This is a genomic window from Janthinobacterium sp. GW821-FHT03A03, assembly GCF_059421435.1.
Genome location: NZ_JBWKUZ010000001.1, coordinates 319,266 through 332,101, shown reverse-complemented (window position 1 = coordinate 332,101; position 12,836 = coordinate 319,266). Strand labels below are relative to the sequence as shown.

11 protein-coding genes are annotated in these 12,836 nt (G+C 59.2%); 8 read left to right on the top strand and 3 right to left on the bottom strand.

Annotated features, from left to right (window positions below; translation table 11 throughout):
• Positions 1 to 74 precede the first annotated feature (74 nt).
• Both AC07VI_RS01475 and tal read right to left on the bottom strand, forming a co-directional pair.
• Positions 75 to 1,157 (bottom strand): patatin-like phospholipase family protein, encoded by a 1,083-nt coding sequence (locus AC07VI_RS01475; RefSeq protein WP_492995467.1) that lies wholly within the window; start codon positions 1,155 to 1,157, stop codon positions 75 to 77.
• 118 nt (positions 1,158 to 1,275) lie between these two features.
• Positions 1,276 to 2,211 (bottom strand): transaldolase, encoded by a 936-nt coding sequence (gene tal, locus AC07VI_RS01470; protein ID WP_086146874.1) that lies wholly within the window; start codon positions 2,209 to 2,211, stop codon positions 1,276 to 1,278.
• Between the two features lie 193 nt (positions 2,212 to 2,404).
• Here tal and AC07VI_RS01465 point away from each other — a divergent pair, with 193 nt between their 5' ends.
• The 8 genes from AC07VI_RS01465 (at position 2,405) to AC07VI_RS01430 (ending at position 11,717) form a co-directional block, all read left to right on the top strand.
• Positions 2,405 to 5,221: a type VI secretion system Vgr family protein gene (locus AC07VI_RS01465; protein ID WP_492995465.1), complete on the top strand. Its 2,817-nt coding sequence runs from the start codon at positions 2,405 to 2,407 to the stop codon at positions 5,219 to 5,221.
• A 13-nt stretch (positions 5,222 to 5,234) separates the two neighbouring features.
• On the top strand, positions 5,235 to 6,164 hold the full coding sequence (locus tag AC07VI_RS01460; protein WP_086146876.1) for a DUF4123 domain-containing protein: 930 nt from the start codon (positions 5,235 to 5,237) through the stop codon (positions 6,162 to 6,164).
• 38 nt (positions 6,165 to 6,202) lie between these two features.
• Positions 6,203 to 6,658, top strand: coding sequence for a DUF3304 domain-containing protein (locus AC07VI_RS01455; protein ID WP_086146877.1), 456 nt, complete (start codon positions 6,203 to 6,205; stop codon positions 6,656 to 6,658).
• Complete coding sequence (locus AC07VI_RS01450) at positions 6,594 to 8,834, top strand: phospholipase effector Tle1 domain-containing protein (protein ID WP_492995462.1); 2,241 nt, start codon at positions 6,594 to 6,596, stop codon at positions 8,832 to 8,834. Before AC07VI_RS01455 ends, AC07VI_RS01450 begins: the two co-directional genes overlap by 65 nt.
• 67 nt (positions 8,835 to 8,901) lie before the next feature.
• Positions 8,902 to 9,525, top strand: a complete 624-nt coding sequence (locus tag AC07VI_RS01445) for a DUF3304 domain-containing protein (RefSeq protein ID WP_494808768.1) — start codon at positions 8,902 to 8,904, stop codon at positions 9,523 to 9,525.
• Positions 9,522 to 10,304, top strand: a complete 783-nt coding sequence (locus AC07VI_RS01440) for a DUF3304 domain-containing protein (protein WP_492995460.1) — start codon at positions 9,522 to 9,524, stop codon at positions 10,302 to 10,304. Before AC07VI_RS01445 ends, AC07VI_RS01440 begins: the two co-directional genes overlap by 4 nt.
• Positions 10,305 to 10,416: 112 nt before the next feature.
• Positions 10,417 to 11,166 carry a lipoprotein gene (locus tag AC07VI_RS01435; RefSeq protein ID WP_492995458.1) on the top strand — a complete coding sequence of 250 codons (750 nt, stop codon included), beginning with the start codon at positions 10,417 to 10,419 and terminating at the stop codon, positions 11,164 to 11,166.
• Positions 11,167 to 11,261: 95 nt separating this feature from the next.
• A complete protein-coding gene (locus AC07VI_RS01430) occupies positions 11,262 to 11,717 on the top strand; it encodes a DUF3304 domain-containing protein (protein ID WP_494808767.1) in 456 nt (151 codons plus the stop codon).
• A gap of 143 nt (positions 11,718 to 11,860) precedes the next feature.
• On the opposite strand, the gene AC07VI_RS01425 is transcribed toward AC07VI_RS01430, so the two are convergent.
• A complete protein-coding gene (locus tag AC07VI_RS01425; protein WP_034750862.1) occupies positions 11,861 to 12,715 on the bottom strand; it encodes an SIS domain-containing protein in 855 nt (284 codons plus the stop codon).
• Positions 12,716 to 12,836: the final 121 nt, after the last annotated feature.

Here is a 12,836-nt window from a genome sequence, read left to right as displayed (position 1 = left end):
GTATGCACTGATAAGTGACCAATAGGCGAGGGAAAAGCGCGCTTGTTTTTGCGCCTGTTGCAGTCTCGCCCGTGCTACAGGTCGAGCGCCTGGCGCAGGTCCGGCTGCTCGGCCCAGCGGGCGAAGGCGGCCGCCATGCGCTCGCTTTCCGCGATGGCCCGGCGCCAGTCGCGCATGCGCGCCGCGTGGTCCTGGCCGTAATGGGGAAAGTCGCGCCGGTCCGGCAGTTTGCCGTTCGGCAGGCTGGCCACGAAGGCGGGCGAAGGCGAGACGAGGATCATGTTGTCGAATGCGCTGTCGCCGCTGCGCGCGCGGCGCCAGGGCATGGCTTTGTCCAGCCAGCCCGGCACGATATGGTCGGCAAAATGCGGATACAGCACCAGGTCCGGTTCGCGCTGGTAGGGCAGGTGTAAATGATAGTCGACCAGGCCGCCGTCCCAGTAGCGCCCCGGCGGCGCGCCGGCGATGTCCGTCACCGCATCGAGCACCAGCGGGATGGAACCGGAGGCCAGCAAGGCGTCGCGCAGGTTGTCTTGCGCCAGCGGCACGAAATGCGAATGAAAGGCGTCGAAGCGCGAACGCAGCCAGCTGGCGCCGTCCGGCCCGGCATGGAATACCGCGCGTTCGAGCGAAGCGGCCAGACGCGCGCGCGCCACGGCATTGCCGGCGGCGGCCAGCAGGAAGCCGCGCCGGTCGCGCCACTTGCCCGGCTGCGCCAGCGCGCCGATGCCGCGCACGGCCAGCACCGACAGGCTGTGGCGCGCGTGCCGCAGCAGTTGCGCATCCTGGCCATCGAGCACGGCGTCGAGCAGGGCGCGGCAGGTGCGGCTGACGTGCGCCGCCCCGGGCTTGTCGGGATAGCGCTGGCCCACGTATGCGCGCACCAGGCGGCGCTGCGCGGCGACCGGGTCGGGGAACACGGCGGCGGCCATGCGCCAGGCGCCGATCGAGGCGCCGACGAAGTGGCGCGGACGCGGCGCCTGCGCCAGGAAATCGCCGAACAGCCAGCAATCGAGCTGGTGCAGGATCAGGCCTTTCGGTCCGCCCGCGGCGGCTGGGACGATGGCGACGTCGAGCGCGCGCAAGCCGTTGTCGGCGATGCGGGCGCGGGCGCGGCGGCCCAGGCGGATGGTGATGGCGGACGAAGTAAGCAACATGCGTGGGCGGCTGGTGGCGGTTGTTTATTGTAGCGCCATTGCGCCCGAGCGCGCTGCCATGCAAAAAGCGGCGCCGTGCATTGCACGGACGCCGCTTTTCTGCGGGGAGAGCCGGCGCTTAACGCAGCGCCGCGATCATCTGCTTCAGCTTGCCGGAATCGACGCAGAAGGCGCGGATGCCTTCGGCCAGCTTTTCCGTCGCCATCGCGTCTTCATTCATCATGAAGCGGAAGGCTTCTTCGTTCAGCGACATTTGCACGATGTTGGTCGATGGCGCCGCTTCGGCGCTCAGCTTGCGCTCCACGGGCGCATCGCTGTCGGCCAGCTTTTGCAGCAGGTCGGGGCTGATGGTGAGCAGGTCACAGCCGGCCAGTTCGAGGATTTGCGAGGTATTGCGGAAGCTCGCGCCCATCACCTCGGTCTTGTAGCCGAACTTGCGGTAGTAATTGTAGATGCGGCGAACCGATTGCACACCCGGGTCTTCCGCGCCCATGTAGTCGATGCCCGTCGATTTCTTGTACCAGTCATAGATGCGGCCGACGAAGGGCGAAATCAGCTGCGCGCCGGCTTCCGCGCAGGCGATGGCCTGGGCCAGCGAGAACAGCAGGGTCATGTTGCAGCGGATGCCTTCCTTTTCCAGGATGGCGGCGGCGCGGATGCCTTCCCAGGTGGAGGCGATCTTGATCAGCACGCGTTCGCGGGCAATGCCGGCGTTCGAATACAGGGCGATCAGGTCGCGGCCCTTGGCGACAGTACCTTCCGTGTCGAACGACAGGCGCGCATCGACTTCGGTGGAGACGCGGCCGGGGATGGTTTGCAGGATTTCCACGCCAAACGCGATCAGCAGGCGGTCGATGATTTCGGCGGTCGAGGCGTTCGGATGGTCGCGCACGGCCTTTTCCAGCAGCGGCTTGTATTCATCCTTCTGCACGGCCTTCAGGATCAGAGAAGGATTCGTCGTCGCGTCGCGCGGCGTGTAGGCCTGGATCGATTGGAAGTCGCCGGTGTCGGCCACCACGGTAGTAAATTGCTTCAGTTGTTCGAGTTGGTTCATGGCTGGACGGGAAAGAGTGAAAGGGCTTGCCGAAGTATTGTACCGAATCCATCGCAGGTGGGACCCACTATTGTCTTGTCTGTGCACTACTTGTTCAATTGAATCTTGCTTTTTTGAGAACTCGCGCATAATTGCCTGAACTTGTTTATTTTGCACATTGTTTTTATAAGCAATATGCGATGCCACCATTCAGATGAAGAGCATCCTTTTGACACAAGATATCGTTAGCGCATTGGCCGCCTTCAACGGCGCGACACGCCTGTATGCATTGTCCATCGGCAAGGATGACCAGGACAGCGGCCTGCTGGTCGAGGCCTTTGCCAGCGATGATCGGCTGCAGGAAGTCGGCGCGCGCGACATCATCGCCTTGTCGGTCAGCGCCCATGTGCCGCTGGCGTCTCTGCTGGGCCAGCCTGCCAGCCTGCATGTCAGCCTGGCCGACGGCACGCGCACGTCCTTTTCCGGCTACATCAGCGCCGCCGCCATGCTTGGCAGCAATGGCGGACTGGCGCGCTACCGGCTGCGCATCACGCCGTGGCTGTGGCTGCTGACGCAGGCGCGTAACAGCCGCGTCTGGCAAGACAAAACCGTGACGGCCATCGTCGACGAAGTATTGCAGGCCTACGCGCCGCACGCACTGTGGCGTTGGAGCGACGAGGTGGCGTCGTTCATGCAGGAAGCGGGCGAACGCAGCTATTGTTGCCAGTACCGCGAGTCGGATTTCGATTTCGTGCGCCGGCTGCTGACGGAAGAGGGGCTGGCCTGGCGGTTTGACGGTCAGACCTTGCTCGTCTTTGCCGACAGCAGCCAGGCTTGCGCCACGCCAGAGGACGCCAGCAGCGCGCAAGGCGGCGGCTTGCGCTTTCATGGCGCGCGCGTGGGCGAGCCGGGCGACACGGTGCAAGCCTTGCGCGCGCGGCGCAGCCTGCAGGTGGGGCTGAGCAGCGTGCTCAGCTACGATTACAAGGCGAAAAAGGCGGTCGCCGCCAGCGTGCCGACGAATATGATTCTTGGTGGCAAGAACGCGCCGGTGCTGGAAAGCTACGATACGCCGGGCCAGTACTGGTATGCGAATGGCGCCCAGGCGCAGCGCTACGCCCGCTTGCAGATGCAGTCGCACGAAGCGCGCGCCCAGCTGTGGCAAGCCCGTTCGACCGTGCGCACCCTGCGCGCCGGCACGCGCTTTAGCCTGACGCAAGGCCCGTTGCAGCCAGCCGACGGCGCCGCGCCCGAGTATGTCGTGCTGCGCGTGGCCAGCATCGGCGTCAACAACCTGCCGCTGCCGGCGCTGGAAGGACTGGCGGAACTGTTCGGCCCGATACCGGAATTGCTGGAGGAAACCGTGCAAGAGTGGGGTGCAGGGTTTCCCGATTTCGCCGCCGCGATTGCCCAGGCGCAAGCCAGCGGTTACGCCAACTGCATCGAGATGCTTGCCGCGGCAACGCCGTGGCGTCCGGCGCACGATGACGGCGAGGCGCGCCAACATGCCACGCCGACGGCCCTGGGCAGCCAGAGCGCCATCGTCGTCGGCGCCGATGGCAATGACGTGGCCAGCGGCGCCGATGAGATTTACTGCGACAAGCTGGGCCGGGTGCGCATCCGCTTTCACTGGCAGCAAGAGACTGGCGCAACGTGTTGGGTGCGGGTGGCGCAGCGCGCGGCCGGCGGCGGCATGGGCAGCCAGTTTTTGCCGCGCATCGGCCAGGAAGTGCTGGTGCAATTCCTGGAAAACGATATCGACCGGCCCGTCATCGTCGGCGCCCTGTACAACGGCCAGGGCGAGGGCGGCACCGTACCCACGCCGGGCGGCATGGCGCGCGATCAGAGCGACGCCGGCGTGTTCCAGCCGGCGCACGACCACGCCATCGCGGGCCAGGGCAATGTGGCGGGCGGCAACAGTCCGCTGTGGCATGGCGCCGCGGGCGCCAGCGCGGCGCACCGCAATGGAGCGGCGCAATGGGGCATCCGCAGCAAGGAATTCGGCAAGGCGGGCAGCGCGGCCGGCTACAACCAGCTGCTGTTCGACGACACCGACCAGCAGGGCCGCATCCAGCTGAAAAGCAGCCATGCGGCCAGCGAACTGAACCTGGGCCACTTGATCCATGGCGCCGACAATTACCGTGGCAGCCTGCGCGGTGCCGGCGCCGAGTTGCGCACCGATGCGTATGGCGTGGTGCGCGCCAGGGCCGGCCTGCTGGTAAGCAGCTATGTGCTCCGGCACGATGCCGCGCAACGCGATCCGGCCGGCGACAACGCCGCCGGCATTGCCCTGCTGAAACAGGCTGTGCTGTTGGGCGACACATTCAGCGCTGCCGCCAAGACGCATCAAACGGTGGCCTACGCCAGCCACATCGGCGCCAGCGCAGCAAACGCCAGCGCGCTCGATGGCCAGGCTGCGCCCTTGAAAGCGATGCTGGCCAGCGTTTCCGGCATGCATGAACAGTTGCCGCACACAAAGGACGCCATCATCGCGATCGCCGCCAGGGCCGGACTGGGCGTTGTCGCGGGGCAAGACATGCAACTGGCCAGCGGCGAAACCGTCACCATGATGAGCGGCCAGGATACCCAGTTCACCGGTGGCGGCCAGTGGCGCGTGCACGCGGGCCAGGCCATCGGCGTGCTGGGCGGCGTGGTCAAGGCCGGCGAGGGGGATACCGGAGTGCAACTGATCGCGGCCCAGGGCGCCATCGACGCGCAGGCGCAGGCCGACGTGCTCAACGTGCAGGCGCGCGAAGAGGTCAACGTCATCAGTGCCAATGCGCATGTGGACTGGGCGGCGGCGAAAAGCATCCGCCTGTCGACGGCGGGCGGCGCGAATATCACCATCGAAGGCGGCAATATCACGATCCAGTGCCCGGGCAAGATCACGGTGCATGCGGGCAAGAAGAGTTTTATCGGGCCGACACGGCTCGCTTATCCATTGCCGGCGCTGCCTGCGAGCGTCTGCAAGGCGTGTCTGCTGGCCGCGTTGCGTAGCGGTAGTCCGTTTGTTGCACCCACGGCAGCCTAGAAAAGGAGCCCTGATGTACTTTGCCATCGATATTCCTGACGCGGCAGTACCCGACTTGATCGCGCAGCAACTGCTGGCCTTGCGCTCGGAGGCGGCAGCGGCGAACGGCAGCCAGCCCTTGCACCTGCTGGCGCTGCTCGACGGCGCTTGCGATGAGGAGTTTTTCACCAAGCGCTACCCGAGCCGCTTGCGGCGCCAGTCGCTGTATGCGCACACCTCGCTGCAAAACTTCAAGAGCGCCGCACCGCATTTAATGGCGGCGCCATCGACAGGCAGCGAGCAGGCTGCGTGGCTGCAGCGCCTGTTTTCGCTGTGCGCAGGCAAGCCCATGCTCAGCATCATCGCCAGCACGCTCGATATCGGCCAGCTGGAGCAGCATTTGCGCCCCTATTTGATTGCCATCACGCCAGACACCGTCGAATGGCCCGTGCGCTGGGCCGATACGCGCATATTGCCGGCCCTGCTGGCAGCCTTGACTGAAACGCAGTCTGCGCATTTGCTGAGCCCCATCTACCGCTGGTGGTCGCTGCGGCGCGATGGTTCGTTGGTCAGTTGGCAGGGCACGGCAGAGGCCAAGCCCGCCCCTGCGGAATTTGATAAATTCCCCCTCAGCGACACCGCCTTTGCCTCCCTGGTGGATATCGCCGAAGCCGACGCCATCCTGGCCAATCTGCATGATGTGCAGCCGGACCTGTTTCATTCCGGCACCCCAGCCGAGTGCCACGCGCGCGTGGCGCGGCATTTACTAGTGGCAAGCGCCAGCGGCATCGAGGCGGCAGGCCAGCGTCAGCATTTCAGCGCCCTGGCCTTGATGCTGGCCGATGATTTTACCTTGCATCCGGCGATGGCCAGCCTGTTGCGGCGCACGCGCCAGGGGGCGAGTTACCTGTCCGAGCTCGACACGCTGCCCGACGATTTCTGGCAGGCGCGCTCGGCTGCCTAGCCTTGTTTCTTCGACTGCTTACTTTGATAAAAGGAAAAATGATGAAATGGATTATGTATCTTGGCACTGTCTTGCTGCTGAGCGGCTGCGCCCTCAAGGCCAGGCAGGTTGATGAGGCCGGTCCAAGGACTACCGCGACGGCGCAGGTGGGTATTGTCAACCATACGGGGAAGTATATTTATTCCGCATCGGTTGATGGGGCGGGAGGGGGGAATATGGCCAGATGGGGTGCGGGGCTTGCCAATATTTGTTGCACATCCATTCCGAGAATGTGGTATCCGGGAATGAAAGTCTTGGTGCGGTGGAATATGCCTGAAGGGCATACCGATGTTATCAAAGAGAAAATGGTGGAAGTGGAAAAATATGATAGACCAGGAGATATTTATATGCATTTTTTTGAGAATGACGAGGTGAGAGTGGTTGTGTCAAATGCTGGAGGGCCTAGCAAAATTCATCCTATTCTTCATTCCGGAAAACCTGCCAATATCCCTTGATATTATGATCAGTGAAACTCCTAATTCAGCGCCGTTTCCCGTCGATTTTTTTCTTAAACCGTCGACGCCAGAGCAATCCAAAATTACCAAGGTGGCATGTGATAATAAAGATAGCTTGCCGTGCAGTATTCCAGTGAGGGTTGGAATTTTCTTTGATGGAACCAATAATAACCTGGAGCGCGATAGGAATGGGGTTAGGACAGGCGTGCTCGATCCGAGAACGAAGAAGCCTGCCCCTATAAATAATGTTGTGATAGACGCCAATGAAGCCAGTCATAGTAATGTGGCGCGTTTATTTTCGGCATATCCTGGTAATAAAACAAAAAATGGATATTTCTCATATTATATTCCTGGTGTTGGGACGCCATTTAAGGAAATTGGTGAGTTGACTGAATCGGATGAGGGGAAGGCTTTTGCCAAAGGAGGGCAGCCGCGGATTATATGGGGATTGTTGCAGGTTTTAAATGCAATTCATCGAGTAATATATGGGAGTGATACGCCATTATATGAAACAGATAAGGCTGGCGAACTTGCCCGTACTTATGATAATGACGTAGGCCACGAAAAGGTAGCGCATCCCTCAACCGGCAGGGAGCGCTTCATGACTCACTCTGACTGGTTCGCTGAGCATATCGAAAAGTTAAAAGCCGCGATGGCGGCACAACCCAAGCCGCATATCCCATCGCTGACCCTGTCCGTGTTTGGTTTTTCGCGTGGCGCCGCCGAAGCGGTGGCGTTTTGCCAGCTGTTTGCCGATTTGCTCACGCCGGGCAAAGGTGAGGGGCAGGAGTTTGCTGGCATTCCGGCCAGCATCGATTTTCTTGGCGTCTTTGACACGGTGGCAACCGTGGGCAGCTCGGCGTCTGTAGCGAAAACCACGATCGCGCCTGGCGCGATGTTCGATGGCCATTGGGCCTGGGCTAATGAATTGCTCAAGCCGTTGCCGCCCTGCGTCCAGGCAGGCTTGCATTGTATTGCCACGCATGAGCAGCGCATGAATTTTCCCGTCACGTGCCTGACAGGGAAAATCGAGGAAGTGTATTTTCCTGGCGTGCACTCGGACGTGGGAGGCGGCTATGGTCCGGGCGAGCAGGGAAAGGGGCGTGGCGGACAAGCGGCCTTGCTGTCGCAAATTCCGCTGGCGCATATGTTCAAGGAGGCGCGCCTCAAGGGCGTGCCCTTGATACCGTTCAGCGAACTGGAACTTCGCGATCAGGATGATTTCCAGGTCAGTCAAGAGCTTGCCAAGGCATGGGAAGCATATACCGCCGAGCTTAACAAGCAAGGCGGCTTGCTGAGCAAGCACATGGAGCTGTATTACCGCTGGCGCGCCGCGCGCGTCAAGACACTGGAAGCTACGGCCAGCTTCAAGGCGGCCAGCGCGCAGGAGCGGGAGGATCTGGGATCCTACAACCGCTTGCTGGCAGGCGATCTGGAAGCGCTGCGCGCGCGCAAAGCCTTCCGTCATGGCGATGAGGGCCAGCCGTTCAGCGCCCGGGATATTGCGCGCATCAACCACTGGCAATATTATCGGGCTCAAAACCACACGCCCTTGGACAAATGGGAAGAATTTGCGCTCGACATATTCGATCACCCCAAACCGCTGCCGCCCGAAGTGATGCGGTTTTTTGACGACTATGTACACGATTCCCTGGCCGGATTTTATATGGCTGGCGAAGTGACGGAATACGACAAGCGCGCCAGGATCGCCTCGTTCGCCAATAAACCGCCTAAAGACGGCTTTTATAAACGCGTATATGAGCTCAGCCGAAAGACCGAAGCCGCGCAACTGAAACAGAAGAATGGCGAAGCATTGACGCCGGAAGAGGAAGCGCTGGTCAAGGAAGCGCAGTATGGCACTCCCTATCCTATCCGTACGGATGCCGACAGCGCCGACATGCGTAGCAGGCTGATCACCACGCAAACCTATACACGGCGCGAGGGTGGCGGCTATATCTTGCGCCGAGGCTATTACCCGCAAAGCGGCTTCTTCCGGAAAAGCGTGCACGAAAACGAGCTGCAGCGTATGCCGACGGCCGGTATCCAGGCGAAAGATGCACCCGAAGAATTCGTGTGGAGCGAAAACTTGATACAGGATATTGCGCAAGCCAGACTCGATGAAGAGATTTACCTGGCGCAGCAGCGCTCTGCAGAGCGGATCAATGCGCTCGCATAGGGCGTGACTTCAGCGCGGTTGAAGCAGGGTGGACTCATCCGCCGGTTTTATGGATAGCGATGAAATCATGATGATGTTACTCAAGCAACAATTATGGCGATGCATCTTGCTGGCCGCATGTTTACCCGGTGTCGCCATGGCCGCGAGCATTCAGGCGCTGAATTATTCTTCGCGCGAAGTCGATTACATCGCGGTTGAAAATCCGGGCAATACGAACAGCGGCGGCGGTGGCGATTCGATCCGTCCATACGGGCAGGGCGGGTCGATATGCTGTTTCAGCGTGCCGGAAAAGTGGCATGTGGATTTGAAGGTGGTGGTGGTCTATCAGTTGTCCCCGGACCCAACCTTTCATCGCGAGACGGTCAGTGTTCCACCGTATCCGGATGGGAAGGGAGGCGATATCTGGCTGATCGTCTATGAAGATGGCAGCGTGGGCGCCGTGGTGTCGCATTATGGACCGAGCCGACCGGAGTGGCCGGGGAAAATCAAGGGGTATCCGGTGCCGACGAAGGAGTATCGGGACGAGCGCCGCAAGGATAAACTAAAGAGAGAGAGAGAGACGCTCGATTTTTTGGAAAAAAGATTGCTGCGTGATTTTTATACCTTATCAGATGAAAAGATAAAAGAAAAAAAAGAAATTATTGAATTTCAAAGAAAAATTGTCCAGAGTTTAGAGGGGGATGTGCGATGACAGCTTTTTTGGCTGAAAGCTATTCTTTTGATAAGAATTATCCATCTGACAAAGCCCGTTTTTTTGACGGAACTAATGAAATGGATGAAATTATAGAATTTATGAAGAAGCGTGAATGTCCACTTCCAGGTTTCCCGCCCCCATGTGGTGTCAATATTTTTTGGTTTTTTCTTCGACGGCGCAACAATGATATAAGGTTGGATATGCCGTTTTACTCGTCCAGTAATGTGGCGCGTTTGGATCGTGCATTTCCGGACGCTAAAGATTGCGTGATCGGCTGCATGCGCTTGCACCTTCAACTGCTTGCTTTTATAGAAAATAAAATTGTGAAACGGATTATGTATCTTGGCACGGCCTTGCTGCTGAGCGCTTGCGCCCTCCAGGCCAGGAAGGTTGAGGAAGCCGGTCCAAGGCCTACCGCGACGGCGCAGGTAGGCATCGTGAACCATACGGGGAAGTATATTTATTCCGCATCGGTAGATGGGGCGGGAGGGGGGAATATGGCTAGGTGGGGGGCGGGGCTTGCCAATATTTGCTGCACATCCATTCCGCGAGTGTGGTATCCGGGAATGATGGTACTGGTGCGATGGGATATGCCGGAAGAACATACGCATATTGTCAAAGAAAAAATGGTGGAAGTGGAAAAATACGATGAGCCGGGAGATATCTATATGCATTTTTTTGAGAATGGCGAGGTGAGAGTAGTTGTGTCAAATGCTGGAGGGCGTGGAAAAACTCATCCTATTCTTCATGCTGGAAAACCTGCCAGTTTTCCTTGATAGGGAAATTGATAAATTTTCTATTTTTCATCGTTTCTTTTATTGAACCTTCTACGTGCCAGTCGTCCCATATTCTTGAGTCGTATTGCCGAGATTTTCATTCGATCCCGACATGGCTGCTACTTCCTTGGCTAGCTTTCTCGGCATCAGATTTTATTTGAAGAATTTTCTGTTTCCGGAAAATGATCGCTATCCAGATATGAAAAAAATCATTCTTATCATATTGTCCCTGTTCATTCTGGCTGCCTGCAATGCCAGGGAGAAGGAGGAGCGATTGCAAAAAGAGTTAAGTGAGCAAACTTTTACGACCACTTCCTATAACTACACGCCATACGACCTGTATGCCATCGCGTTCAAGGAAATCTCGCTCCCCTTCAATATCGATGATGCGCCCAGCGGCGGCTCCGTTTTTTTTCGCGACGCAAGCGAGGGGAGATTGGATAATGGCGAAAAAGTTGCCTTCAGCAGTGGCAATTGCTGTTTAAGCTGGGATCGGCCGGTCGACAAGCCGCTGAGGGTGCGGGTGGTGTGGAGCGTGGTATTCGATATGCGCCACCACGATGGTCAATCCAGTATTTCTTATGATGAACGTACTTCCAGACAAGGTTCTCCTGGCAGCCGCTGGTGCCAGGCCATTGTCGACATTCTTCCCGCGACAGGTCCAGATCGCCCGACTAGCGTGCTCTTGCACTTTCTTGCCGATGGTACGGTTCAGGCGCGGCTGGGAACATTCAAGACGGCGGCGCCGCTTGCTGCCGCCGAGGTGAAATTGCATGCCACGCGCCTTCCCCAAGGGCAGTTTTGCAGACAAGAAATTGAAAATCCTTTCTATGGCATTCCCCGCAAGCCGCATAGGGAATGACTGATGGGCAAACCGGCTGCGCCGCTCGGCAAGGCTGGCGCCGAAGGGAGATCAGCCGATGATGCAACCGAACTGCTTTTATAAAAGGAAAAATGATGAAATGGTTTATTTATCTTGGCACTGTCTTGCTGCTGAGCGGCTGTATGTTTCAGGCCAGGCAGGTTGAGGAAGCCGGTCCAAGGTCTACCGCGACGGCGCAGGTGGGTATCGTGAACCATACTGGGAATTTTATTTACTCCGCTTCGGTGGATGGGGCGGGAGGCGCTGATATGGCCAGATGGGGAGCGGGGGGAGCAGAAATTTGCTGTGCATCAATCCCGCGAGTGTGGTATCCGGGCATGATGGTATTGGTGCGGTGGGATATACCGGATGGACTAAAACATATTATTAAAGAAAAAATGGTGGAAGTGGAAAAATACGATGAGCCGGGAGATATCTATATGCACTTTTTCCCCAACGACGAGGTGAGAGTGGTTGTGTCCAATGCAGGAGGAGGTAGCAAAACTCATCCGATACGCCACCATGGGAAACCAAAGGATCCCAATGCTTAGAGACACGGATGATGGGACGGTCTTTCAATGCAAAGGCTGCCGCGTGTACCGGTTCCCCATGTGAGATCAAGGAAGAGACATCCTGGTCCAATGGAGACGTTCGGATAAGGAGCGGCACCAGCGAGGCTGGCGCCGTTGGAGGATCAGCCGATGAAGGAATCGAACTGCATGTCGAATTCCTGCAGCGCCTTTTGTGCATTTTGCATCTTCTTGCGGAATTCCGGCCCGCGCTGCAGGGCCAGGCCCACTGCCAGCACGTCGATCACGACCAGGTAGGCCAGGCGCGCCGAAATGGGCGTGTAGGGGTCGGTGTTGAAGACCAGGTCGATCGGGATCAGCACGGTGGCCAGGTCGGCCAGCGGCGTGCCCGATGGGGCCAGCACGACGACGTCGGCACCGCCGCGGCGCGCCAGTTTCACGGAGCGCACCAGGGCGGGGCTGTTGCCGCGCTGCGAGATGGCCACCAGGCAGTCGCCGCCGCGCAGCAGGGCCGCCGCGATGCTGTGGATGTTCGGGTCGCTGTAGGCGACCGTCGGCACGCCCGAGCGGAAGAATTTGTGTTGCGCGTCGGCCGCCACGATGCCCGACGTGCCCTGGCCATAGAATTCGATCTTGCTGGCGCGCGAGAGGATGTCGAGTGCGCGCTGTATCGCTTCCGGATTCAGGTTGTTGCGCAGGTCGAGCAGGGTATTGATCGAGCGGCTGCAGATTTTATTCACCAGGTCGGCCGCCAGGTCGTCCTGCGCCGGCTGCTCGTTCGCGCCCGGCATGGCCAGGGCCAGGCCCTGCGCCAGTTTCAGCTTGAATTCATGCCAGCCGTCATAGCCCAGGGTACGACAAAAGCGCACCACGGTCGGTTCCGACACCTGCGCGCTTTTCGCCAGCGCCGTGATGTTCTGGCTGACCGTCTGGTTAGGCTGGTCTAGCACGGCCAGCGCGACCTTCTTCTCCGACTTGGAGAGCGAATCGAGCTGGGTGCGGATGGAATCGAGTAGCATTGATTGATCTTCTGGCTGTAATGCCGTAAGTTTGCGTCCTTTTCACCCCAAAAGCAAAGTTCCGGGGTCGGACCCTCAGGGTCCGACCCCAGTATTTCGCCGTTCAGGGTTAAGCCAAATC

Bases quoted from the DNA above. Each gene is read 5' to 3' on its own strand.
- AC07VI_RS01455 (WP_086146877.1), top strand. From the start codon at position 6,203: ATGATGAAATGGATTATGTATCTTGGCACTGTCTTGCTGCTGAGCGGC.
- AC07VI_RS01435 (WP_492995458.1), top strand. From the start codon at position 10,417: ATGGCTGCTACTTCCTTGGCTAGCTTTCTCGGCATCAGATTTTATTTG.
- AC07VI_RS01430 (WP_494808767.1), top strand. From the start codon at position 11,262: ATGAAATGGTTTATTTATCTTGGCACTGTCTTGCTGCTGAGCGGCTGT.
- AC07VI_RS01440 (WP_492995460.1), top strand. From the start codon at position 9,522: ATGACAGCTTTTTTGGCTGAAAGCTATTCTTTTGATAAGAATTATCCA.
- AC07VI_RS01465 (WP_492995465.1), top strand. From the start codon at position 2,405: ATGAAGAGCATCCTTTTGACACAAGATATCGTTAGCGCATTGGCCGCC.
- AC07VI_RS01450 (WP_492995462.1), top strand. From the start codon at position 6,594: ATGCTGGAGGGCCTAGCAAAATTCATCCTATTCTTCATTCCGGAAAAC.
- AC07VI_RS01475 (WP_492995467.1), bottom strand. From the start codon at position 1,157: ATGTTGCTTACTTCGTCCGCCATCACCATCCGCCTGGGCCGCCGCGCC.
- AC07VI_RS01460 (WP_086146876.1), top strand. From the start codon at position 5,235: ATGTACTTTGCCATCGATATTCCTGACGCGGCAGTACCCGACTTGATC.
- AC07VI_RS01425 (WP_034750862.1), bottom strand. From the start codon at position 12,715: ATGCTACTCGATTCCATCCGCACCCAGCTCGATTCGCTCTCCAAGTCG.
- tal (WP_086146874.1), bottom strand. From the start codon at position 2,211: ATGAACCAACTCGAACAACTGAAGCAATTTACTACCGTGGTGGCCGAC.
- AC07VI_RS01445 (WP_494808768.1), top strand. From the start codon at position 8,902: ATGATGATGTTACTCAAGCAACAATTATGGCGATGCATCTTGCTGGCC.